Origin of the sequence: Streptomyces sp. NPDC086777, assembly GCF_040702065.1 — a bacterium.
Classification (GTDB): domain Bacteria; phylum Actinomycetota; class Actinomycetes; order Streptomycetales; family Streptomycetaceae; genus Streptomyces.
The window spans coordinates 21,795-42,558 of the sequence record NZ_JBFBJI010000059.1; the positions used below are offsets into that span (position 1 = coordinate 21,795).

19 protein-coding genes are annotated in these 20,764 nt (G+C 72.7%); 11 read left to right on the forward strand and 8 right to left on the reverse strand.

The features are described from left to right. Nucleotides 1-115: 115 nt before the first annotated feature. The 3 genes from AB0472_RS43070 to AB0472_RS43080 all read right to left on the reverse strand — a co-directional run bounded on the left by AB0472_RS43070 (nucleotide 116) and on the right by AB0472_RS43080 (nucleotide 2,394). Nucleotides 116-520: a MarR family transcriptional regulator gene (locus tag AB0472_RS43070; RefSeq protein ID WP_366364886.1), complete on the reverse strand. Its 405-nt coding sequence runs from the start codon at nucleotides 518-520 to the stop codon at nucleotides 116-118. Between the two features lie 159 nt (nucleotides 521-679). Next, nucleotides 680-1,636 (reverse strand): NAD(P)-binding domain-containing protein, encoded by a 957-nt coding sequence (locus tag AB0472_RS43075; protein ID WP_366364859.1) that lies wholly within the window; start codon nucleotides 1,634-1,636, stop codon nucleotides 680-682. Beyond that, nucleotides 1,633-2,394: a helix-turn-helix domain-containing protein gene (locus tag AB0472_RS43080; RefSeq protein WP_366364860.1), complete on the reverse strand. Its 762-nt coding sequence runs from the start codon at nucleotides 2,392-2,394 to the stop codon at nucleotides 1,633-1,635. The genes AB0472_RS43075 and AB0472_RS43080 overlap by 4 nt, the downstream gene beginning before the upstream one ends. A gap of 182 nt (nucleotides 2,395-2,576) precedes the next feature. Between AB0472_RS43080 and AB0472_RS43085 the strand changes: the two genes are divergently transcribed. Together AB0472_RS43085 and AB0472_RS43090 are read left to right on the forward strand one after the other, a co-directional pair. Beyond that, entirely contained in the window at nucleotides 2,577-3,890 is a 1,314-nt protein-coding gene (locus tag AB0472_RS43085) for an amidohydrolase family protein (protein WP_366364861.1), read from the forward strand. Further along, complete coding sequence (locus tag AB0472_RS43090) at nucleotides 3,887-4,984, forward strand: membrane dipeptidase (protein ID WP_366364862.1); 1,098 nt, start codon at nucleotides 3,887-3,889, stop codon at nucleotides 4,982-4,984. Before AB0472_RS43085 ends, AB0472_RS43090 begins: the two co-directional genes overlap by 4 nt. A 185-nt stretch (nucleotides 4,985-5,169) precedes the next feature. Here the strand turns inward: AB0472_RS43090 and AB0472_RS43095 are convergent, their stop codons facing one another. Further along, nucleotides 5,170-6,480, reverse strand: coding sequence for an RICIN domain-containing protein (locus AB0472_RS43095; RefSeq protein WP_366364887.1), 1,311 nt, complete (start codon nucleotides 6,478-6,480; stop codon nucleotides 5,170-5,172). A 331-nt stretch (nucleotides 6,481-6,811) separates the two neighbouring features. On the opposite strand from AB0472_RS43095, the gene AB0472_RS43100 reads away from it, so the two are divergent. The 3 genes from AB0472_RS43100 (at nucleotide 6,812) to AB0472_RS43110 (ending at nucleotide 8,789) form a co-directional block, all read left to right on the forward strand. Next, nucleotides 6,812-7,075 (forward strand): DUF2630 family protein, encoded by a 264-nt coding sequence (locus AB0472_RS43100; protein ID WP_366364863.1) that lies wholly within the window; start codon nucleotides 6,812-6,814, stop codon nucleotides 7,073-7,075. A gap of 219 nt (nucleotides 7,076-7,294) precedes the next feature. Continuing rightward, nucleotides 7,295-8,245, forward strand: a complete 951-nt coding sequence (locus AB0472_RS43105; RefSeq protein ID WP_366364864.1) for an amidohydrolase family protein — start codon at nucleotides 7,295-7,297, stop codon at nucleotides 8,243-8,245. A gap of 142 nt (nucleotides 8,246-8,387) precedes the next feature. Then, nucleotides 8,388-8,789: a hypothetical protein gene (locus tag AB0472_RS43110; protein WP_366364866.1), complete on the forward strand. Its 402-nt coding sequence runs from the start codon at nucleotides 8,388-8,390 to the stop codon at nucleotides 8,787-8,789. A gap of 116 nt (nucleotides 8,790-8,905) precedes the next feature. Here AB0472_RS43110 and AB0472_RS43115 read toward each other — a convergent pair whose 3' ends face one another. Both AB0472_RS43115 and AB0472_RS43120 read right to left on the reverse strand, forming a co-directional pair. Beyond that, complete coding sequence (locus AB0472_RS43115) at nucleotides 8,906-9,571, reverse strand: nitroreductase (RefSeq protein WP_366364868.1); 666 nt, start codon at nucleotides 9,569-9,571, stop codon at nucleotides 8,906-8,908. Nucleotides 9,572-9,625: 54 nt separating this feature from the next. Then, nucleotides 9,626-10,255: a TetR/AcrR family transcriptional regulator gene (locus AB0472_RS43120; RefSeq protein ID WP_366364869.1), complete on the reverse strand. Its 630-nt coding sequence runs from the start codon at nucleotides 10,253-10,255 to the stop codon at nucleotides 9,626-9,628. A gap of 85 nt (nucleotides 10,256-10,340) precedes the next feature. Between AB0472_RS43120 and AB0472_RS43125 the strand changes: the two genes are divergently transcribed. The 5 genes from AB0472_RS43125 (at nucleotide 10,341) to AB0472_RS43145 (ending at nucleotide 15,080) form a co-directional block, all read left to right on the forward strand. Beyond that, the gene (locus AB0472_RS43125) at nucleotides 10,341-11,138 is read left to right on the forward strand and encodes a sugar phosphate isomerase/epimerase (RefSeq protein ID WP_366364871.1); all 798 of its coding nucleotides are present in this window, start codon (nucleotides 10,341-10,343) and stop codon (nucleotides 11,136-11,138) included. Beyond that, nucleotides 11,138-12,256, forward strand: a complete 1,119-nt coding sequence (locus AB0472_RS43130) for a Gfo/Idh/MocA family oxidoreductase (protein WP_366364873.1) — start codon at nucleotides 11,138-11,140, stop codon at nucleotides 12,254-12,256. The genes AB0472_RS43125 and AB0472_RS43130 overlap by 1 nt, the downstream gene beginning before the upstream one ends. Before the next feature lie 199 nt (nucleotides 12,257-12,455). Next, nucleotides 12,456-13,184: a GntR family transcriptional regulator gene (locus AB0472_RS43135; RefSeq protein WP_366364875.1), complete on the forward strand. Its 729-nt coding sequence runs from the start codon at nucleotides 12,456-12,458 to the stop codon at nucleotides 13,182-13,184. 220 nt (nucleotides 13,185-13,404) lie between these two features. Beyond that, nucleotides 13,405-14,562, forward strand: a complete 1,158-nt coding sequence (locus AB0472_RS43140; protein WP_366364876.1) for a DUF3103 family protein — start codon at nucleotides 13,405-13,407, stop codon at nucleotides 14,560-14,562. Between the two features lie 83 nt (nucleotides 14,563-14,645). After that, complete coding sequence (locus AB0472_RS43145) at nucleotides 14,646-15,080, forward strand: VOC family protein (RefSeq protein WP_366364878.1); 435 nt, start codon at nucleotides 14,646-14,648, stop codon at nucleotides 15,078-15,080. A 78-nt stretch (nucleotides 15,081-15,158) separates the two neighbouring features. Here AB0472_RS43145 and AB0472_RS43150 read toward each other — a convergent pair whose 3' ends face one another. Further along, a complete protein-coding gene (locus AB0472_RS43150) occupies nucleotides 15,159-16,802 on the reverse strand; it encodes a carboxylesterase family protein (protein WP_366364879.1) in 1,644 nt (547 codons plus the stop codon). An 86-nt stretch (nucleotides 16,803-16,888) separates the two neighbouring features. After that, nucleotides 16,889-19,336 carry a glycoside hydrolase family 3 C-terminal domain-containing protein gene (locus tag AB0472_RS43155; RefSeq protein WP_366364881.1) on the reverse strand — a complete coding sequence of 816 codons (2,448 nt, stop codon included), beginning with the start codon at nucleotides 19,334-19,336 and terminating at the stop codon, nucleotides 16,889-16,891. A 185-nt stretch (nucleotides 19,337-19,521) separates the two neighbouring features. Here AB0472_RS43155 and AB0472_RS43160 point away from each other — a divergent pair, with 185 nt between their 5' ends. Beyond that, the gene (locus AB0472_RS43160; protein ID WP_366364882.1) at nucleotides 19,522-20,673 is read left to right on the forward strand and encodes an ROK family protein; all 1,152 of its coding nucleotides are present in this window, start codon (nucleotides 19,522-19,524) and stop codon (nucleotides 20,671-20,673) included. Nucleotides 20,674-20,764 lie beyond the last annotated feature (91 nt).

Genomic DNA, 20,764 nt, shown 5'->3' on the forward strand with positions numbered 1-20,764 from the left:
AGACGGTCGTGATGGAAGGGATTGAAGGGGTGGGTGGGGCGGGCGGCGTGGACGGCCTGGACGGGACGGTCGAGGGAGGGTGTCGCTCCTGGAGGTATGCGGGGCCGCGGGTGCCTCAGCCGTGTGCCCGGCGCTCCTCGATCGCGCGGGCCAGGGCGGGCAGGGCGAGCCGTACGGCCCGTTGTTCGGGTCCGGTCAGTTCCTCGACCAGTTCCTGGAGGGCGCGGGTGCGCTCGGCGCGGCGCTGCCGGAAGACGTCGAGGCCGGTCGCGGTGATCTCCACGAGGACCCCCCGGCCGTCGGTGCCGTCGGCGCTGCGTGCCACCAGCCCCGCGCGCTCCAGCCGGCCGACGAGCTGCGTCATCCCCGGCTGGGAAACGCCTTCGGCGCGGGCCAGTTCGGTCAGCCGCAGCGGACCCTCCCGGCCCAGCCGGGCGAGCGCGGCGGAGGCGGCGGTGCTCAGGCCGCCGGTGGTGGCGCTGTGCCGCACGTGCCGTACCAACTGCTCCACGGCGGCCATCAGTTGCTCCGATGCCCCGGCGGGGTCGGCCTCGCCGCCCGCTCGGCCGTCGGCGGTCCGCTCCTCGACCCGGTCATCCATAACCACATTATGCATCTAGATGTAGCATGAAACAAAGGGCTCGAGAGGGGCTTCTTCCGACGGACGGTCCGGTGACCGTCACAGGTCCACGCGTACGCCCAACCCCCGTGCCCGTGCCACGTCGTAGGCCACCCGGACCGCCGCGACGTCCAGGGCCGCGTGCCCGGTGGACTTGAAGACCGTGAGGGCCCCGGTGTCACCGTCTCGCCCCGGATGGTCGCCGGCGAGGACGGACCCGAGGAGGGCGACGGGCCGTTCCGGGGGCAGGTCCTGGAGTTCGTGGGCGCCCGCCGGCGGGGGCGATGCCGACGCGCCGGTCCACTCCGTGAACAGGGCCGCGTCCCGGACCGTGCCGGAATCCAGTTCGGGCCCGTGCGAGCCGCCGACCGAGGAGACGTGGACGCCGGGGGAGAGCCACTGCCTGCGGACGACGGGGGCGGTGGCGCCGGTGCAGCAGAACACCACGTCGGCCGTGCGCACCGCGTCCTCGATGCCCCCGGCGACCCGCGCGCCGGGGAACAGCGCGGCCGCCTCCGCCGCCCGCACCGGGTCGCGGCCGGCCACGACGACCTCGGCCTGCGGCCGGACGGCGGCGAGCAGCGTCAACTGGGCCCGCGCCTGCGCACCCGTCCCCACCACCGCCACCCGCCCGAGACCGGACCGGGCTGCCAGGGCCAGCGCGCTCCGCGTGGCGGACGCCGCCGTCCGGACCGCGGTCAGCGCCTCGGCGTCCACCAGCGCGAGAGTCCGCCCGTCGCGCTCGTCGAACAGGACCACGAGCCCCCGGTGGGAACTCCGCCCGGGATGCGCCGGATCGGCGGTCACGGTCACCAGCTTCGCGGCCAGACCCAGCCCCGTGACGTACCCGGGCATCGCGCCGAGCAGTCCGGCCGGGGTCAGCGCCGCGATCCGCGGCGGGACGGAGACCTCGCCCCGGGCGACGGCGACGAGCGCCCGGCCCACCGCGTCGAGCACCGCGGCCGGCTCCAGCGCGGCGGCCGTCTGCCGGCGGTCCAGTACCAGCACCCCGCTCACCGGCCCGCCTCCGCTCCGCCGGCGGTCAGCGCCGCCACCAGGTCGTCGGCGGCCGCGGTCAACTCCCGCTCGACGGCTGCCAGTTTCGCGCCGTCGAACTCCGCCTCCGGACCCACGACCGTCAGCGCACACACCGGCGCCCCCGGGTCCGGCACCACCGCCCGGCTGACGGAGGCCACCAGCTTGTCGTTACGGCCGTGCTCCACGGCAACACCGGTTCGCGCCACCTCGGCCAACTCCCGCGCCAGGTCGGTGCCGTGGCCGGGAAGCCGATCCAACCACCGGCCGCGCGCCTCCGGTTCGAGCGCGGCGACCAGCGCCAGCGGCCCGGCGAACCGCCGTACCGGCAGCAGTTCGCCCCGCAGATGGCTGATCATGGCGAGCCGTTCGGGCCTGACCACGTCGATCACCCGGCCGCCACCCTCCTCCAGCACCTGGAGGTTGACCATCATCGAGGTCGTCGCCGACAACCGCTCCAGCACCGGACGGGCCAGCGCGGTCAGCGAGTTGCCCGCGGCCGACGCGGACATCCGCAGCACGGCGGCGCCCGGCAGATAGCGGTCACCGGCCCGCAGCACCCAGCCCCGCCGGACCAGGTCCAGCAGGATCCGGTACGCGGTGGCGCGGTGCAGCCCGACCTCGGCGGCGAGGTCGGTGAGCCGCACGGGGTGCGGCGCGCGCGAGACGGCCTCGACCAGGTCGAGGGCCTTGTCCACGGCCGACCGGGGCGGCCCCGGGGCGACGGGTGCGTCGGGCATGACGGCGGCTCTTCCCTCTCGTCCCCGGCGCCGCGACGACCGCGGCCCGGCACGTGCTGTCCGGTGCGGGCCCTTGCGGCGGCCCGCCGACTGCAGAGTACAGTTACCTGGATTTTCGCCATACGATACAACTGTTACGCAGGGCGTAACAAATTCCAGCCTCAGCGGACCGAAGGGTGACCATGACCGACCTGCCCCCGGGCGCCCCGACCCCCTGGGCCGCCCCGCCCGCCGGAACCGTCACCGTCTACCGCGGCGCCACCCTCTTCGACGGCACCGGCGGCCCGCTCCGGCCGAGCACCACGATCGTCACCGACGGCGCCCGCCTGCACACCGTCACCGGCGACGCCGACCCGCTGCCCCCGCACGCCGCCGACGCCCCCCAGGTCGACCTGGCCGGACGGTTCGTCGTCCCCGGCCTCGTCGACACCCACCAGCACCTGGCCACCCCGCCCGACCGGCCCGTCGCCGAGGCGGTGCTCCGCCGCCTGGTGCACAGCGGGGTCACCGCCGTCCGTGACATGGCCGACGACCTGCGCCACATCGGCGACCTCGCCCGGGCCACCCTGGTCGGCGAGATCCCCGGCCCCGACATCCGCTACGCCGCCCTCATGGCCGGGCCCTCCTTCTTCGACGACCCCCGCACCCACGAGGTCTCCCGCGGCGCCGTCCCCGGCGCCGTCCCCTGGATGCAGGCCGTCACCCCCGGCACCGACCTGCCGATCGCCGTCGCCCTCGCCCGCGGCACCCACGCCGCCGCCATCAAGGTCTACGCCGACCTGGACGCCGCGACCGTCGCAGCCGTCACCGCCGAGGCCCACCGCCAGGGCATCGCCGTCTGGGCGCACGCCACCGTCTTCCCCGCCGGGCCCGGTGAGGTCGTCGCCGCGGGCGTCGACAGCGTCTCCCACGTCACCCTGCTCGCCTTCGAGGACCCCACCGAGCCGCTGAGCAGCTACAAGACCAAGCCACCGGTCGACCACGACCGCTTCGCCGCCGGCGACGACCCGAAACTGACCGCCCTCTTCGCCGAGATGCGCCGCCGCGGCACGGTCCTGGACGCCACCGCCTCCATGTGGACCAGCGACGAACTCCGGGGCGACACCGCCGAGTCCGCCGAACGGGCCGCCCGCAACGCCGACCTGGCCGCCGCCGTCACCGCCCAGGCGTACCGGGCCGGCGTCGACGTGTGCACCGGCACCGACCACGAGACCGCCCCCGGCGACCCCTTCCCCGCCCTGTACGGCGAACTCGCCTTCCTCGTCGACCGGTGCGGCATCCCCGCCGCCGACGTCCTGCGCTCGGCCACCCTCGTCGGCGCCCGCGCCGCAGGCACCGAGGCCGACATGGGCACCGTCGAACCCGGCAAGCTCGCCAACTTCGCAGTCCTGGACGAGAACCCCCTCCACGACATCGGCAACCTGCGCACCATCACGTACACCGTCAGACGCGGACACCGTTTCGACCGCGCCGAGTTCGACAAGGACGCCCAGTGACCGACACCGACACCACCGCCGGCCGCCCCGTGATCGTCAACGCCCTGGGCCAGCTCGACAACCCCAACACCCCCGCTGCCCGGGCAGCCGCTACCCAGCTCAACCCCGCCGGCGAGCAACTCGCCGTCGACGCCCGCGCGCTCGCCGACGCCCACGCCTCCGGCCTGACCGCCGTGAACATCACCCTCGGCTACACCATGGGTGACCTGCCGCCGTACGAGCACACCCTCGCCGAGATCGCCGTCTGGGACCGGATCATCGAGGCCCACCCCGCCGACCTGCTCAAGGTCCGCTCCACCGCCGACATCCACCGCGCACACCGGGAGCGGCGGATCGGCGTCGTCTACGGCTTCCAGAACGCCGTCGCCGTCGGTGCGGACCCCGCCCTCGTCGACAGCCGGGTCGCGACTTTCGCGGACGCCGGCGTCCGCGTCGTACAACTCACCTACAACCAGGCCAACCACCTCGGCGACGGCTCCATGGCCCCGGCCAACCGAGGGCTGACCCCGTTCGGCCGGCAGGTCGTCGAGGCCCTCAACGACCACCACCTGATGGTCGACCTCTCCCACAGCGGCGAGCGCACCTGCCTGGACGCGGCCCGGCACTCCCGGCAACCTGTCTCCGTCAACCACACCGGATGCCGCGCCCTGGCCGATCTGCCGCGCAACAAGACCGACGAGGAACTCCGCCTGGTCGCGGACCGGGACGGGTTCGTCGGCATCTACTTCATGCCCTTCCTCAACCTCACCGGGCAGGCCACCGCCGCCGACGTCGTGGACCACATCGTGCACGCGGTCGACGTCTGCGGAGAGGACCACGTCGGCATCGGCACCGACGGCGGCGTCACCCCCGTCGACGACCTCGACGCCTACCGCGCCGCCCTCGCCGAACACGTCGCCGCCCGCCGGGCGGCCGGAGTCGGGGCGGCCGGTGAACGGGCCGACACCTACCCGTTCGTCGTCGACCTGCGCGGCGTCGACCAGTTCCGCGACCTGATCCGCCTGCTGGAGAAGCGCGGCTACCGCTCCGAGCGCATCGAGAAGATCCTCGGCCGCAACTTCCTCGACTACGCCGACCGCGTCTGGACGGCCTGAGCGGCGCCGCGAGCGTCAGCCGCCCGCCGGTGACGGCGGTGGCCCACGCGTCCGGCTGGTCGTGGGCCGGCGCCCTCATCGGCACCTTCCGGCCCACCCGGGCGCCCACCGCCCCTCGACCGGACGTGTCTCCGGCCCCGGCCGGCCGGGGCGGCGAGCTGGTCGTCGCCCCGGCCGGCCGTCGCTCACTGGCCCGGCGCGAGGATGTACGTGTTGAGGGTGCCCACCGCGGTCAGCGGGGTGGGCGAGCCGGTGTCGTACCGGTCCACGGCCACGTAGTTCGGCTTCTTCCGGGCGGCCGGAGTGCAGAAGTTCTGCGCCCGGTTGAGGACCTTGCCGTTGTCGGTGGCGGCGGTGCCGGCGATGGGATAGTCCCGGAAGTGGTTCATCACGAACAGCGGGTGGAAGGCGGACGAGTCCTCGGTCAGCGGCCTGTCGGTGCCCCAGCGGCTGTAGCAGGACCAGTCGGAGTCACCGAGGCCGGCGCCCATGGACCAGTAGTTCTCCACGGTCCACTCGCGCTGGTACATCACACCGAACGTGTCGCGGGTGGCGTACCCGTTCGCGGTGTCGCTCGCCCGGGTCCGGTCGCTGAAGACGAGCAGCTGCTTGCCGCGGGCCGCGAGGTCGGCCATGGTGGGCCAGCCCTTGGTGGCGACGCCGTCCTGGTCGGGCCGGTACAGCACGTCGTACAGGCCGTTGACGGAGGCGAGGGAGGACTTCAGCACGTCGGAGGAGGCGTAGTCCTCCAGGAACACGGTGGCGAACTGGCCGGGGTTGGCCTTGAGGAAGTCCACGATGCGCTGGAGGTCGGTGGCGAGCGGGACGGGGTTGCTCACGCCGGAGCAGCTGTTGTGGCAGAGCACGGCCTGCCCGGAGACCGTGTAGTCGTCGAGCATGAAGCCCCGTACCCCGTCGGACAGTTGCCGACTGATGCCGTAGTTCTGGTTGGGGAACAGACTGACCGGGAAGGACGCGAAGTTGCCGTCCGAGCCGTTGGCGAAGGCGTTGTGGGCGGTCAGGAACGTGACCTGGTCGAGGGTGCGGGTGTCCGCGGAGGGCATCGCCGTGGTGGCGTAGGAGACCGGGGTGAGATACCAGCGGGCGAGGTCGCCCGAGGCTCCGACCTGCACGGCGGCCGAGTCGGAGGAGGATCCGGTGAGGTACTGCGAGGTGCCGGGGACGGTGACGGAGTAGGTGCTGCCGCCGGCGGTGATCGTCCAGGTCGTGCCGTCGGCACCGCAGGCGGCGGTGACCGCGGCGGTGCCGCTGCGGCCCAGGCACGTGCCGGACTCGTCGGCGTTCTGGAGCTGGTAGCCACCGCTGACCGCGACCGCGGTCCACTGCTGGTGGTCCTCGTTGCCCTTGGGATTGTGCGCGGCGACGGTGCCGCCGCTGTCGGCGGCGTTCAGACCGGTGACGTAGTTCTGCAGGTAGAGCGAGGAGGCGGGGACCGCGGCCGACGCAGTGCCCGGCAGGAACGCGGGCGCCGACAGGGCGAGGACGGCGGAACAGCACAGGACGCGCAGGGGGCGCAGACGCACGGGGTATCCCTTCGCTGTGACACGGGTTGCCGGAGGTGGCAGTGCCATGAATTACCCGCTGGTAGGTGTGGAGCGCCAGTGCTGTCGCCTGAATTCCACATCAAACAAAGGAATTTGACGCTCCGTCAGTGTCGTCCCGGCCTCGGTCCGCGCCCCGCCGATGCGGCCGGGAGCCGAGTGAGAGAGGGTGGGAGGTGGTGGGACGGCGGCGGACGCGCGGATACCGGCGAACGTCGCCCCCGTCCCGGCCGTGACCTGCTCCGTCGTCCGGAAAGAGGCAGCCATGACAGGACCAGAGGCCGAGGCCGAGAAGGAGATCCTCGGCCGCATCACGGAAATGATCAGCCAGGAGAAGGACCTTCGTGACCGCCTGGCGCAGGAGGAGATCGACGAAACGACCGAGCACGCCCGGCTGGCCCGCCTGGAGACCGAACTCGATCAGTGCTGGGACCTGCTGCGCCAGCGCCGGGCCAGGATCGCGGCAGGTCAGGACCCCGGCGAGGCGAACGTCCGGTCGGGGGATCAGGTGGAACGCTACCTGTCCTGAGCGCCGTACCGGCCCGCCGGCCCGGGCCTGACGCACCAGGAGGGCGGCCCCCGCACCGGGCCGCCCTTCGCGCCGTCGTACGGACGTGCCCGCCGCCCGGCGGTACGGCGTCCGGTGGTACGGCGCCGGGTGGTACGGCGTCCAGCGGCACGGCGCCGGCACGCACCGCCGTCCGGCGGGGGCTGGACTCGCCGCTCTCCTGCACCGATCGTGGACGGTATGAACGATCACCGTACGGCCCCCGCCACCGCTGCCCTCCCCGTCGGATCCGCTCCCGCCCACGGACCCGATCACGGTGCGGAGGCCGAGGCGATCCGCCTCTTCCGGGAGCGGCTCGGCCTGGCCGGACTGATCGACGTCCACACCCATTTCATGCCCGAGCGGGTGCTGCACAAGGTCTGGAACTACTTCGACACGAACGGACCGCTGATCGGCGACCTGGAGTGGCCCATCACCTACCGGAAGGCGGAGGCGGAACGCACCGCTCTCCTCAGGTCGTTCGGAGTCAGGTCCTTCACCTCGATGCTGTACCCGCACAAGCCGGGCATGGCGGCCTGGCTGAATGCGTGGGCCGCCGACTTCGCCGGCCGCACCCCCGACTGCCTGCACACGGCGACCCTCTTCCCCGAGCCCGGCGTCGAGGCGTACGTGAGGGCGGCCGTCGAGGCGGGCGCCCGGGTGTTCAAGGCGCACGTGCAGGTGGGGGCGTACGACCCGGCCGACGAACTCCTCGACGGGGCCTGGGGACTGCTGGCCGACGCCGGGATCCCCGTCGTGGTCCACTGCGGCTCGGGTCCGGCCCCCGGCAAACACACCGGCCCCGGTCCGGTCGGGCGGGTACTGGCCCGGCACCCGCGGCTGCGGCTGATCGTCGCGCACCTGGGGATGCCGGAGTACGAGGAGTTCGCCGCCCTCGCCGAGCGGTATGCGGAGGTGCGGCTGGACACCACGATGGCGTTCACGGACTTCACCGAGCGGTTCATGCCGTTCCCGCCCGGGGCCCTGCCGCGGATCGCCGCGCTGGGCGACCGCGTCCTGCTCGGCTCCGACTTCCCCAACATCCCGTACCCCTACGTGCACCAACTCCACGCCCTGGAACGCCTGGAGCTCGGCGACGAATGGCTGCGGGCGGTGTGCCACGACAACGCGGCCCGCCTGTTCGGGCTGTGACCGGTACCCGTCCACGGCGTGCCGGAGCGCCGGCCCGGCCCGGTCGGACGGGCGGCGCCTTGGGCGCGGCGACGACGGCGATGCCCGCCTCCTGTTCCTCGAACAGGCTCGGCAGCTCGGTCAGGGCGACCGGCCCGTCGCCGTGCCCGGCGTTGTGGTCGACCAGCACGACGGGCTGCCGGAAACCGTCCCTTTCGGCCGGCGCGAAGTCGGTGACGGTCTCCCGGCGCACGAGGACGACCCGCCCGCCGTGCAGGGGATCGCGGGGGAGCAGGGCGAGGTGCGCACGCAGCGCGGACGGGTGCGGGGCCAGGCCCTGGGCGAGCACGTCGAGGCGGGCGAGCAGGGACACGGAGAGCCGGTTCCCGGTCCGCTCGTACCGGGCCGAGAGGTCCTCCGGCAGCAGGTAGAACACTCCGGCCTCGCCCTCGTGCCCCCGGTTCAGCAGGATGCAGGCCATCCGCTCGACGGGATCGGCGCACGTCCGGTCGAGGCCGAGGATCACCTCCTGTGCGTCCGGATCGAGGGAGGGGATCGCACTTGATCCACATGCAGGCCGAGCCGTCCATGCCCGGCATTCGAGCACACCCCCGTACCCGGGCCGAGCGGCCCCCCGTACCCGGGTCGAGCGGCCCCCCGTACCCGGGCCGAGCGGCCCGTTCAGTCACCGATGAACCGCACGGTCTCGGTGATCCCGGCCCGGCCGGTACGCACCCGTGATCCGCCCTCCTCCGCGAAGCCCACCGCGACACCGCACAGCAGCACGAGACGGTCACCGGCACCGACCAGCCGGCTGACCGTCCGGCGGTACATCGTCCACATCACCTGGGGGCAGCTGTGCAGGCCTTCGGCTCTCAGCAGCAGCATGACCGTCTGGAGGTACATCCCGGCGTCCGCCCACTGTCCGGGGCCCATCTCCCGGTCGAGGTAGCAGAACAGCACCAGGGGCGCCCCGAACGCCTGCGTGTTCAGCGCGGCGATCCGCACGGGCCGTTGCGGGTCCTCGCGCGCGATGCCCAGTGCCGCGTACCGCTGGGCGGCCGCCTCGGCGAAGCGCTCCCGATACGGTGCGGTCAGCACGGCGGGGTACATCGGGTACTCCCGCTCGTCTCCCGGGTCGCCCGCCAGTGCCCTGGCCGTGGCCTGCCGCTTCAGGTCGGCCAGGGGGTCGCCGGACACCGCGTACACCTGCCAGGGCTGGAGGTTGCCGCTCGACGGCGCCCGTGCGGCCGCGGTCAGGACGCGTGTCAGCGCTTCCCTGGGCACCGGGCGTGCGCTGAAGGCCCGTACGGCCCGGCGGCTGTCCACCGCTTCGTACACATCCACGCTGCTCCGCCTCTCGGGAACGTCGCGACGGGCCCTCGCAACGGGCCCCGCGGATCAGGGGAGTTCGACGCTGATGACGTTGCGCAGCATCCCGCGCAGGTGGTCCGGCATGTCGATGGTGTCCGGGCTGAGCAGCCACTGGACCTGGAGGCCGTCGAGGTAGGCGACCAGATCCGCCGCCAGGTGCGAGGCGTCCGCGTGGGGACGCAGCAGCCCGCGCCGTGCCAGGTCGTCGACGGCCGACTGCATCTCGCGGCGGGTGCGTTCGTAGCGTGCGGTGAAGTACGGGCGCGCCGGATGGTCCGCGGCGGTGGCCTCGCTGGACAGCACCGCGAACAGGCTGACGATGAGGGGGTTGGCCTGGTTGTGCGCGACGAGTCTGATCATCGCGGCGAAGTAGGCGAGGCCGTCCTGGCTGAGCGCGCCCGATTCGAGGAAGTGCTCGCCGTCCTGACGGTCGCGTGTCTCCAGGACCGCCTCCAGGAGCGACTCCTTGGTCGGGAAGTGGTGCAGCAGGCCCGCGCGTGAGACGCCGCAGGCGGCGGCGAGCTGCACCATGCTCGCGTTGCGGTAGCCCACCTGCCCGAACGCGGTGAACGCGGCCTCGATGATCTGGGCACGCCGTCGCTCCCCCTTGGGGTAGTTCCGCGGGGCTGCCCCGGGCCGAGTTGTTTCCCTTGCCATGAACAAGATGCTAACGACCCCTAGAAACCATCACCCCTGTCGGTATTCTGTTTCCCGGCCGTCCGCCACGAGAGGAGTCCCCCCCTTGTCGACACCACAGTTGTCGGTTCAGCTCTACTCCGTACGTCACGCTCTGGAGACGGACGAGGACGCCGCCCTCGCCCGTCTGGCCGCCCTGGGACTGACCAACGTCGAGGTCTTCGGCTTCACGCAGCGCGCGGACGAACTCGCCGACGCGCTCGCCCGGCACGGCCTGTCCGCCCGGACCGGCCACGCCGGGTTCCTGTCGCCCGACGGCGCGTCGGGGACCGATCTCGACGACACCTTCCGCGCCGCCCGGCGACTGGGCGTGGAGATCCTCTTCGACCCGTTCGTGCCCGCCTCCCGGTGGGCCGACGAGAAGGAGATAGCCCGCACCGCCGCCCTCCTGAACGAGGCCGCCGAACGCGCCGCCGGGCACGGACTCAGGGTCGGCTACCACAACCACTCCCAGGAGTTCGTGCACACCGTCGGCGGCGTCAACGCCTTCGACCGCTTCGCAGACCTCCTCGACCCGGAAGTGGCCCTGGAGATCGACCTGTTCTGGGCCGCGGCCGGTGGCAACGACGTCGTCGCCCTGCTCGGCCGGCTGGGCTCCCGGGTGCGCGCCCTGCACGTCAAGGACGGCCCCGTCATCGACGACCCGTTCACCTCCGGCGCTCCCTTCGACCCCGCCGACACCGGCCAGGTCCCGGCGGGCCGCGGGCAGATCCCGCTGGCCGCCTCGCTCGCCGCGGCGCCGCACGCCGAGTACGCCGTCATCGAGTTCGACCACTACGACGGCGACGTCTTCGAGGGCATCGCGACGGGCATCTCCTACCTGAAGGGCAAGGGCATCGCCTGATGAGGGCACACCACCCGGTCGGCGTCGGCGTCATCGGCGCCGGCAACATCAGCGACCAGTACCTGACCAGCCTCACCCGCTACCCCGACCTGCACGTGGCGGCCGTGGGCGACCTCGACACCGCGCGGGCCGAGGCCCAGGCCCGCGCGTACGGGGTCAAGGAGTGGGGGACGGCCGCGGACGTCCTCGCCCACCCGGACGCCGAGATCATCGTCAACCTGACCGTTCCCGCCGTGCACGCCGAGGTCAGCTCCGCGATCCTGGCCGCCGGCAAGCACGTCTGGTCCGAGAAGCCCATCGCCCTGGACCGCGCCGACGCACGGGCCCTGCTCGACCAGGCCGCCGCGGCCGGTCTGCGGGTCGGGGTCGCCCCCGACACGATCCTCGGCCCCGGCCTGCAGACGGCGCTGCGTGCGATCGCCCGCGGCGCCATCGGCTCCCCGCTGTCCGCGCAGACCGTCATGCAGTACGCGGGACCCGACCTGTGGCACCCGAACCCGGAGTTCCTCTTCGCCAGGGGCGCCGGCCCGCTGTTCGACATGGGGCCCTACTACCTCACCGCGCTCGTCTGCCTGTTCGGTTCGGTCTCCCGGGTCGCCGCGCTCGGCTCGACCGCGCGCACGGTCCGCACGGTCCGCAGCGGGGAGCGGGCCGGCACCGAGTTCACGGTCGCCGTACCGACCCATGTCTCCGCGCTCACGCAGTTCGAGAGCGGAGGTGTCGGCCAGAGCGTCTTCAGCTTCGACTCCCCGCTCACCCGCACCGGGTTCGTGGAGATCACCGGCACCGAGGGCACCCTGGTCCTGCCCGACCCCAACACCTTCGCCGGCGAGGTGAGGATCACGCGTGTGCCGCAGCAGGGCCGGGAGGCGGAGTGGGAGACGGTCCCGCTCGTCGGCGTCGAGGGCGGCCGCGGCCTCGGGGTCCTGGACATGGCGCGGGCCATCCGGCGCGGGACCCCGCACATCGCCAGCGGAGACCTCGGCTACCACGTCCTGGACACCCTGGTGTCCATCGACGAGGCGGTCACCTCCGGCGAGACCGTCCGCGTCGGCAGCACGACGCCGGCGATACCGCTCGTCCCCGAGGACCGCGACCCCTACGAAGCCACCATCTGAACCGGACCCCGGCGCGCCGGGGGACACCCGGAAGGAGCTCAACTACGCGCGTCTCACAGGCAATTGACGCGGCGGTGGGGCGGCTGCTTCACTGGTCCAGTGGCTGAGCCACTCGACCGACAGGTCGCAGCACCGGTGGACCGCTCGATCAGCGGGCCGCCGGCCGCTGCACCACTGACCGAAGCCGGGGAGATCCTCAGTGGCCGTCGAGAGCATTCCGCGCCGAACCGTGGTCGACCTGCTGGAAGCAAGGCTGCGTGAGGACATCCTCGGCGGCACCCACGGCCCCGGGACCCTGCTGCCCCCCGAGCGGGAGCTGGCCGCCGGGTACGGGGTCACCCGTACGACGTTGAAGCACGCGCTGACGCGGCTGGAGCAGGCGGGACTGCTGAGCACCCGGCACGGCATCGGCACCCGCGTCCTGGACTACCTGCGCAGCGGTGGCGCCGACCTGCTTCCGATGCTGGCGGCGCAGGACCCCGCCTGGCTGCGGGAGGTCTTCGAGGTACGCAGGCACATCGGCTCCCTGATCGCCGGCCGCGCGGCCGACCGGCGCACGGAACGGCAGGCCCGGCGGCTCAAAGACCTGCTGGGCCGGGTCGCGGACGGCGCGGACGCCGACGCCGTCCAGCTCGCCGACGTGGAAGTGCACCGCGAGCTGGCCCGGGCCACGGGCAACCGGGTCTACCTGCTCCTCACGAACACGCTGTTCAACGCCTATCTTCCGGTACGGGCCGCGCTGCGGGCGCCGTTCGAGGACGCGGCGCGGGCCGCGGACCGCCTCGCGCCGGTGGTACGGGCCGTGACCGCCCGAGACGCCGCGGAGGCGCGGCGCGCGGCGCAGACGTATCTGGCCGACACCGAGAAGATCATGCTCGGTTCGCTGAGCAGTCCTCGCGGCCGGCCGCCCGCCGACGGTCCCCGGTAGCCGCGCTTCCCGGCCGGAACCCCGGGTGCGCCGGCTGCCGTCGATGCAGCACGTCCGCGGTGAACCGGCCTTCCCTCCGTGTGGTCCCGTTCGGGCTGGTAGGCCCGTTCGCCCCACGGTCCCTTATATGTCATGTCCCGGACAATCCCGGATCCGGCGGGACCCCCATGACGGCTGCCCGTCCACCGTGGGCGCGGCGGCGACCGACAACACGAGGAGCATGGTGAACAGATCAGGCAAGAGACGCAGCGTCCTCATCGGCGTGATGCTGTCCGCGGTCGTCGGCGGTTCCCTCCAGCCGGCGCTCGCGGCGCCGGTGCGGGACGCCGGGGACCGGGCCACGACGGCCCGCACGTCCCCGGTGCTGTCGACGGAACAGGACATCGCACGGGACCTGTCCGCCTCGCTGCGCGACCCGCAGTGGCGCGAGCGGATCCGCGCGGCCGCGCTCGGCGGCGAGGACGTGGACCTGCAGGCGCTGGCGCGCAGCACCGCCGCGCCCGAGGGCAGGAACCTCCTCGCCTCCGTCGCCGCCGCGGACCGGCACATCGCCGCCCTGAAGGGCCTGCCCGCGTCGACCGGTTCGCTGCTGCGCGTCCGGCTGGGGGCGCCGTCCATGCGGTCGCACCTGAAGGCCGACGCCACCCCCTGGATCGCCGTCGCCGCGGCCGCCGACGACGCCAGGACCATCACGGCGTACGACGGCCAGGGCCACGCCCACGCCGTCGGCACCGCGCAGGTGCCCGACCGCCCGCTGTACATCCTGGACATCGACGTCACCAAGGCCCACCGGGCCGGCCTGAAGGTGCTGCAGAAGGCCTTCGCCGACAATGGCCTGACCTCGCTCCCGTCGAAGGCGGCGGACGGCGCCCGTACCGCGGCCACGGCGGGCTGGTGGGCGACCAAGGTCACCGCCGTCGAGGTGAACGACGACCAGGAGCCCTGGTTCAAGGGCGCCGCCGAGATGTTCTCGCTGGTGACCGGCTTCGGCCAGGACGGTGCGGCGCGCGTCGACTCGGTGGACATGCCCTACCTGGACTACGACGGCACCGTCTACTACCCGAACCAGATCCTGGTCAACTGGTCCAACTACAAGTACAACCTGGCCGACGTCGTCATGATGGAGGACGACGACGGCACCAACTACCGTGCACTGGCACAGGCGATCACCACGGCGCTGCTCACCGTGACCGACCAGGGCACCTACATCCCGCTGGTGAACGCGGTCCTGAGCGCGATCCCCGACAGCTGGTTCACCGACGACCCTGACTACGTGGAGTCCTGGTACACCCTCGCCCAGAACTCCACCGGCCGGCTGAACGGCGCCTCGGGCAACGGCTGGATGACCGTCGAGCCCTACTTCGTCGAGCAGTTCTAGACCTCATACCCACGTGCGGACCGGCCGCCGCCCGCCCGGGGAAATGAGCGGCACGCTCCCCGGGGACGCGGTACGGTGCGCCGATGCCAGCGATCAGGAAGTTCCAGGTCACCTTCGACTGCGCGGAACCCGAGCGCCTCGCCCGCTTCTGGTGTGCAGCGCTCGGGTACGTCCCGCCCCCGCCACCGGAGGGGTTCGCCGACTGGGACGACTTCAACCGCACCCTGCCTCCCGAGAAGCAGGGATCATGGTTCGCCTGCAGTGATCCCTCGGGCGTGGGCCCGCGCCTGTACTTCCAGCGCGTCCCGGAAGGCAAGGCCGTCAAGAACCGGGTGCATCTCGACGTCCGGGTCGGCACCGGGCTCGTGGGGGACGAGCGCCTCGCCGTGCTCGAAGCCGAGTGCGCACGACTGGTCGGGCTCGGGGCGACCCACGTCCGCACGCTGTACGCCGACGAGGAGAACGAGTCGTGCATCCCGATGCTGGACATCGAGGGCAACGAGTTCTGCATCGACTGAACGGTCGCCGGGTCCCGGGGGAGGTGGGAAGCCACCTCCCCCGGGTCTCTCCGGTCCCGTGCGGGGCGGGAGACGGCCCTACGCGTCGTGCCCCCAGGAACCCCGGGCGGCCGTCATGCCGTCCCAGAACGAGCACTGGTGCTCGGCGGAGATCCGGGCGTCGTCGATCAGGGCACTCCTGCCTCCCGCCCGCAGCGACAGCGTCCACCCCTTGCCGCTGCGGTAGGCGGGCCAGGCGGCCTGCCGGACCGCGTGCGGCCGGCCGTTCTTCGTGAAGGCGCCCCAGTACTGCGTCATCTCGCGGGCCAGCCGGCGCTCGGCGGCGTCGAACAGCGGGGCGATCGGCGTGCCGTTGTCGAAGCTGGGCCAGATGTAGGCGAGTTCCGCGGCATGGCCGGCTCCCCAGACGTAACCGGGTATCCGCGTCAGGCCCGGCCCGGTCCGGTGGTCGAACTCGTAGGAGTACGTGGGGGTGTACCGCGCCAGGGTCCTGACGAGCGAGCGCTGCGCACACCCGCCGATGCCGCCGATCATCCCCGAGTCGGTCATGATCGCGCCGACAAGGTACGCCGCGGTGTACGCGTCGGACGTCCCGGGCCAGGGGTAGCGGGCGAGGACCTCGTCGGCGCGGTCCCCGGCAAGGCCCTGGACGAAGGCGAGGTAGGCATCCTCGCCCGCCCCTATGTAGCCCTGGGCGAAGGTGCGGCCCTCGTCGCGGTTGGCGCCGACGACCACGGGCACGCGGGCGAACCGCCCACGGTCCACCGCCTCGCGGACGTTGGCCGGGAACGTCGGCGTTCCGTCGACGAAGCTGGACGAGAAGCTCCGGCTCGCGTCCAGGAGCGAGGCCGCCGAGGCCGACCGCAGACAGCCGAGGACGGCCGCCTGTGCGGCGCCGTCGCAGCCTGCCGCCCGGGCGAACGCCGTTCCGGCGGTCTCGGCCCGGGCCTGCGGCTCGCTGGGACAGGAACCGCTCTGGATTACGGCGCGCGTGAACAGACCCCGCGAGCCGGGCGACACCAGATGCCCGCAGACGGACCAGCCGCCCGCGGACTCGCCGTCGAGGGTGACCGCCGCCGGGTTACCGCCGAAGGCCGCGATGTTGCGCTGCACCCAGCGCAGCGCGGCCTGCTGGTCCATGAAGCCGTAGTTGCCCGACTCGCCACCCTCCTCGGTGAGAGCGGGCAGACCGAGGAAACCGAAGACGCCGAGCCGGTAGTTGAGCGAGACGCCGACGACCCCCGTCTCCCGCACGAGCTTCGACTCGTCGTTCTGCGCGCCGCTGCCGTTGGTCAGGCCACCGCCGTGGATGAACACGTGCACCGGAAGACGAGCCCCGGCCCGCACTCCCGCCGGCCGCCACACGTTGATGTCGAGACAGTCCTCGGTCTCGCTGCGCGGGCCGTTGCCGCTGGGCAGCACCGGGCAGGGGTTGCCGAAGGCGGTGGCCTCCCGGACGCCGGTCCAGTGGCCCGCGGGCCGCGGCGGCTTCCAGCGCAGGGAGCCGGTGGGGGCGGCCGCGTAGGGGATGCCGACGAACCGCTCGACGCCGTGGGAGACGGCACCGCGCACGGCGCCCTCGTCGGTGGGCACCACGGTCGGCGCACCGGTCGGCGGCGTCCCGGATGCCGCCGCGGCCGTCGTCGCCGGCAGCAGCCCGACGGCGGTCAGGGACAGGATCAGCGCGCCGGCCAGGGCAGCGCGGATTCTGCTCACAGTCATGTGGGGGACCTCTCTGGCGGGATGCCGGCCGCCGCGATGCGGCCGGCACGCATGGTGGTGCGGGGGAGGGGGGAGTGGCCGAGCGGTCAGCGGGTGACGCCGACGCTGCCGTGCAGGGGGAGCGTCCGCGACGAGGAGCCGACCCACACGTCCCGCTTCCCGGTGCCGAGCGCCCAGGAGTGCGAGGCGGTGTTCCAGTACTTCAGCTGCTGGGCGTCGACCCGGATGCGTACGGTCTTCGACCGACCCGGCCGCAGCAGCACCTTGCGGTAGCCGCCGAGCGAGCGCACCGCCTGCGGCGCGCTGGTCCCCGGGCTCGCGCCGAGGTAGACCTGGGCGACCTCGGCACCGGTACGGGTGCCGGTGTTCCTCAGGGTGAACGAGACGGTCAGCGCGCCGTGACTCTGCCGCACCGTGAGGTCGCGGTAGGCGAAGGAGGTGTACGACAGCCCGTAACCGAAGGGGAAGAGCGGGGTGGCCCGCTCCTTGTCGTACCAGCGGTAGCCCAGGTAGACGCCCTCGGAGTAGTTCTCCTGGTCGTTGACTCCCGGGTACCTGAGCGGGTCCCCGGCCACCGGGGTGGCGGACTCGCTCGCGGGGAACGTCTGGGTGAGCCTGCCCGACGGGTTCACGTCGCCGAAGAGCAGCCTGGCGGTGGCCTCGGCCCCGTTCTCCCCGGGGTAGTACATGTCGAGGACCGCCTTGACCTTGGACAGCCACGGCATGGTGATCGACGACCCGGTGTTGAGCACCACGATCGTGTTCGGGTTGGCGCGGGCGACGGCGGAGATGAGCCCGTCCTGGTCGGCCGGCAGGGAGAGGTTCTCGCGGTCGAAGCCCTCGGTGCCGTCGTCGTAGGCGAACACGACGGGCGTCTTCACCTGGCGGGCCAGGGCCACTGCCTGGTCCCGTGCGGCCTGCGCCGCCTGCGGGGTGACCCAGTCGAGCCGGACCTTCGTGGGCCCGCCCTGGATCGCGAGGGCACCGGCCGCGAAGGTGTGCGTGCCCGCCGTGAGGTGCACCGTGGCGGTGCTGGTGCCCAGGAAACCGGTGACGACGCTGTTCCCGTCGATCTTCAGCAGGCCGTAGGCGGCGGGGAGGTCGAAGACGAAGGAGTAGTCGCCGTCGGTCGGCACGGTGAGCGTGCCGCTGTAGTCGAAGGAGGCGTCCGGCGTGACCGGGATCGTACCGTCGGCGTCGACCGGCAGGGCGGGGCTGAGGGCCGAGGCGGGGATGGGGTCCCCGGTGTCGCCGCCGGCCGCGTAGCGCACCGTGGTGTGCCGGCCGGCCCGCGCGGTGACGGTGTCCAGCGGCGAGGCCGCGGAGTCCGGTACGACGTGTGAGCTGCCGCCGCCGGTGACCTTCGGGGTCCTCGCGGTCGGGCCGATGAGCCCGATGCTGGTGTCCTTGCCGGTCAGCGGAAGGGCCGCGCCGGTGTTCTTCAGCAGGACCGCGCCGGATTCGGCCACCTTCTGGGCGACTTTCGCGCCGCCTTTCGCATCGCGTGCGGGCCGCCGGGCGGCCGCGCCGTCGAGGAGACCGAATTTCGCCATCTGCTGCAGAATGCGCGCGACCGAATCATTGAGTTCCGAGACCGGAATGGTGCCGTCGGTTATCGCGGTCTTCAGTTCCTCGCCGAGGTACACGCCGTTCGGCATCTCCTGGTCGAGGCCGTTCACGATGTCGGTCGTCGCGTGCGCCGCGCCCCAGTCCGACATGACCCAGCCCTGGAAGCCCCACTGCTCCTTGAGGATCGAGTCCAGCAGTTCCTCGTTGCCGCAGCCGGGGCTGTCGTTCACCGAGTTGTACGAGCACATCACCGCCCCGGCCCCGGCCTCGACGGCGGCCTCGAAGGCGGGCAGCTCGATCTGACGCAGGGTCTGCTCGTCGACGTGGACGTTCACCCCCATGCGGTTGTCTTCCTGGTTGTTCTCCGCGTAGTGCTTGACGGTGGCGATCAGGCCCTGGCTCTGGACGCCCTCGACCTCGTCGGCCACCATGCGGGAACTGAGCAGCGGGTCCTCGCTGAAGGTCTCGAAGTTCCGCCCCGCGTACGGCACCCGGATGATGTTCGTCATGGGCGCGAGCAGGACGTCCTGGCCGAGGGCACGCCCGTCGCGTCCGACGGTCCGGCCGAACTCCCGGGCCAGGCCGTCGTCGAAGGACGAGGCCAGGGCGACCGGCGCCGGCATCGCGGTGGCGTGCTCGTTGACCCGCACGCCCGCCGGGCCGTCGGTGAGCCGCAGTTCGGGGATGCCGAGGCGTGGCACCCCCGGGATGTAACCGGCCTGTCCGAGCGCCCGGGGATCGGTGCCGCCGTGGACGAAGGACAGTTTCTCGTCGAGCGTCATCCGCGCGACGAGGGCGGCGACGCGGGGGGACACCCTGACAGTCACGCCCCCGCCGCCCGCGCCCGCGGCGCCCGGAGCCACAGCCGTGCTCCCGGCCAGGAGGGCCGCGCTCACGGCCGCGATCAGCGCCGTACGGCGTAAACGGCTGCCGCGGCGTCGTGCCGGTCTCCGATCGAGTTCCACAGGGACTCCTCACCACTGAAGTGTTCGACGATTCATGTCTCCGCTGGGCAGAATTCGAGTCGAATCAGGTGGCTCTATAAAGATCGAACGTTCAAGGAGGTTAAATTCGCACATTCGATGCGTCAACCCTCTGGAATTCCGTTCCTGCCGGACATAAATTGACGCCCTCACGAGGGAGGTGACACGTGTCGGCACGTGACGAGGTCCTGGCCCATGTCAGGCGGCACGGGAGCGCGTCGCGGCCCGAACTGCAGACGGCGCTCGCCATGAGCCGTCCGGTCGTCGCGGCCCTCGTCCGCGACCTCCTCGCCGCGGAGCTGCTGACCGAGCACCGCGGGGAGAACACGGGCGGCCGTGGGCGCCCCGGCCGTCGCCTTCGGCCGCGTTATCCGGCGGGCGCGGTGGTCGGAGTGGACGTCGGCCACCGGCGTCTCACCGTCGCCGCGGCCACCCTCGACCTGGCCGTCCGGGCGGAGCGGCAGGTGCCGATCGACGTGGACGCCCGGCCGAGCGCGGCCCTGGACATCACGGCCGACATGATCCGGCAGACGGTCGAGGAGGTCCGGCTCACCGTCGACGGGCCCGTGACCGCGTGCGTCGTCGGCATACCGGGGCCGCTGGACACCAGTAAACGGGCGATCGCCTCGCCCACCATCCTGTCCAGCTGGTCCGGACTCGATCTGGCGGCCGAGCTGGGCTCCCGGACGGGGCTGGCGGTCTCCCTCGACAACGACGCGAACCTCGGAGCCCTCGCCGAACACCGGCACGGTGCCGCCGACAGCCGCGACAACCTCATCTACGTCTTGGCGTCCGACGGCATCGGCGCGGGTCTCGTCGTCCACGGGATCCCGGTCAGCGGCAGCTTCGGGGCCGCGGGCGAGATCGGGCACACCCAGGTGATCCCGGACGGGGACTGGTGCCGGTGCGGCAACCGCGGCTGCCTGGAGACGATCGTCTCGGTCCGCCAGGTGCTCCAGCAGGTCCGGCACTTCTACCCGGGCGACACCGACCTGCGGTCCCGGCTGCCGGAGATCGCCCACCACCCGGTGGCCAGGAAGATCTTCGCCGAATCGGGCCGTACCCTCGGCCGCGTCCTGGCCAACCTGTGCGCACTGCTCGACCCCGCGGCCGTCGTCATCGGCGGCGAGATGAGCCAGGCCGGCGAAGCGTTCGTCGACGGCGTCCGCGACTCGATCGAGCGCCTCGCCCAGCCGGGATTCGACAGCCGTGTCCTCGTCACCGCCTCCGCCCTCGGCACCCGCGCCGAGCTGATCGGCAGCCTCACGCTCGCCCGGGACATCGCCCTGCGGGACGGAACCCGGCCGCCCGGGGGCTGACCGGTGACCGGGCTCCCGGCCTGCTCGCGGGCACCGGCGCTTCGAGCGGCTGCCGAACGGACTCGCCGTCGCCGCCCGGCGCGGCGACGGG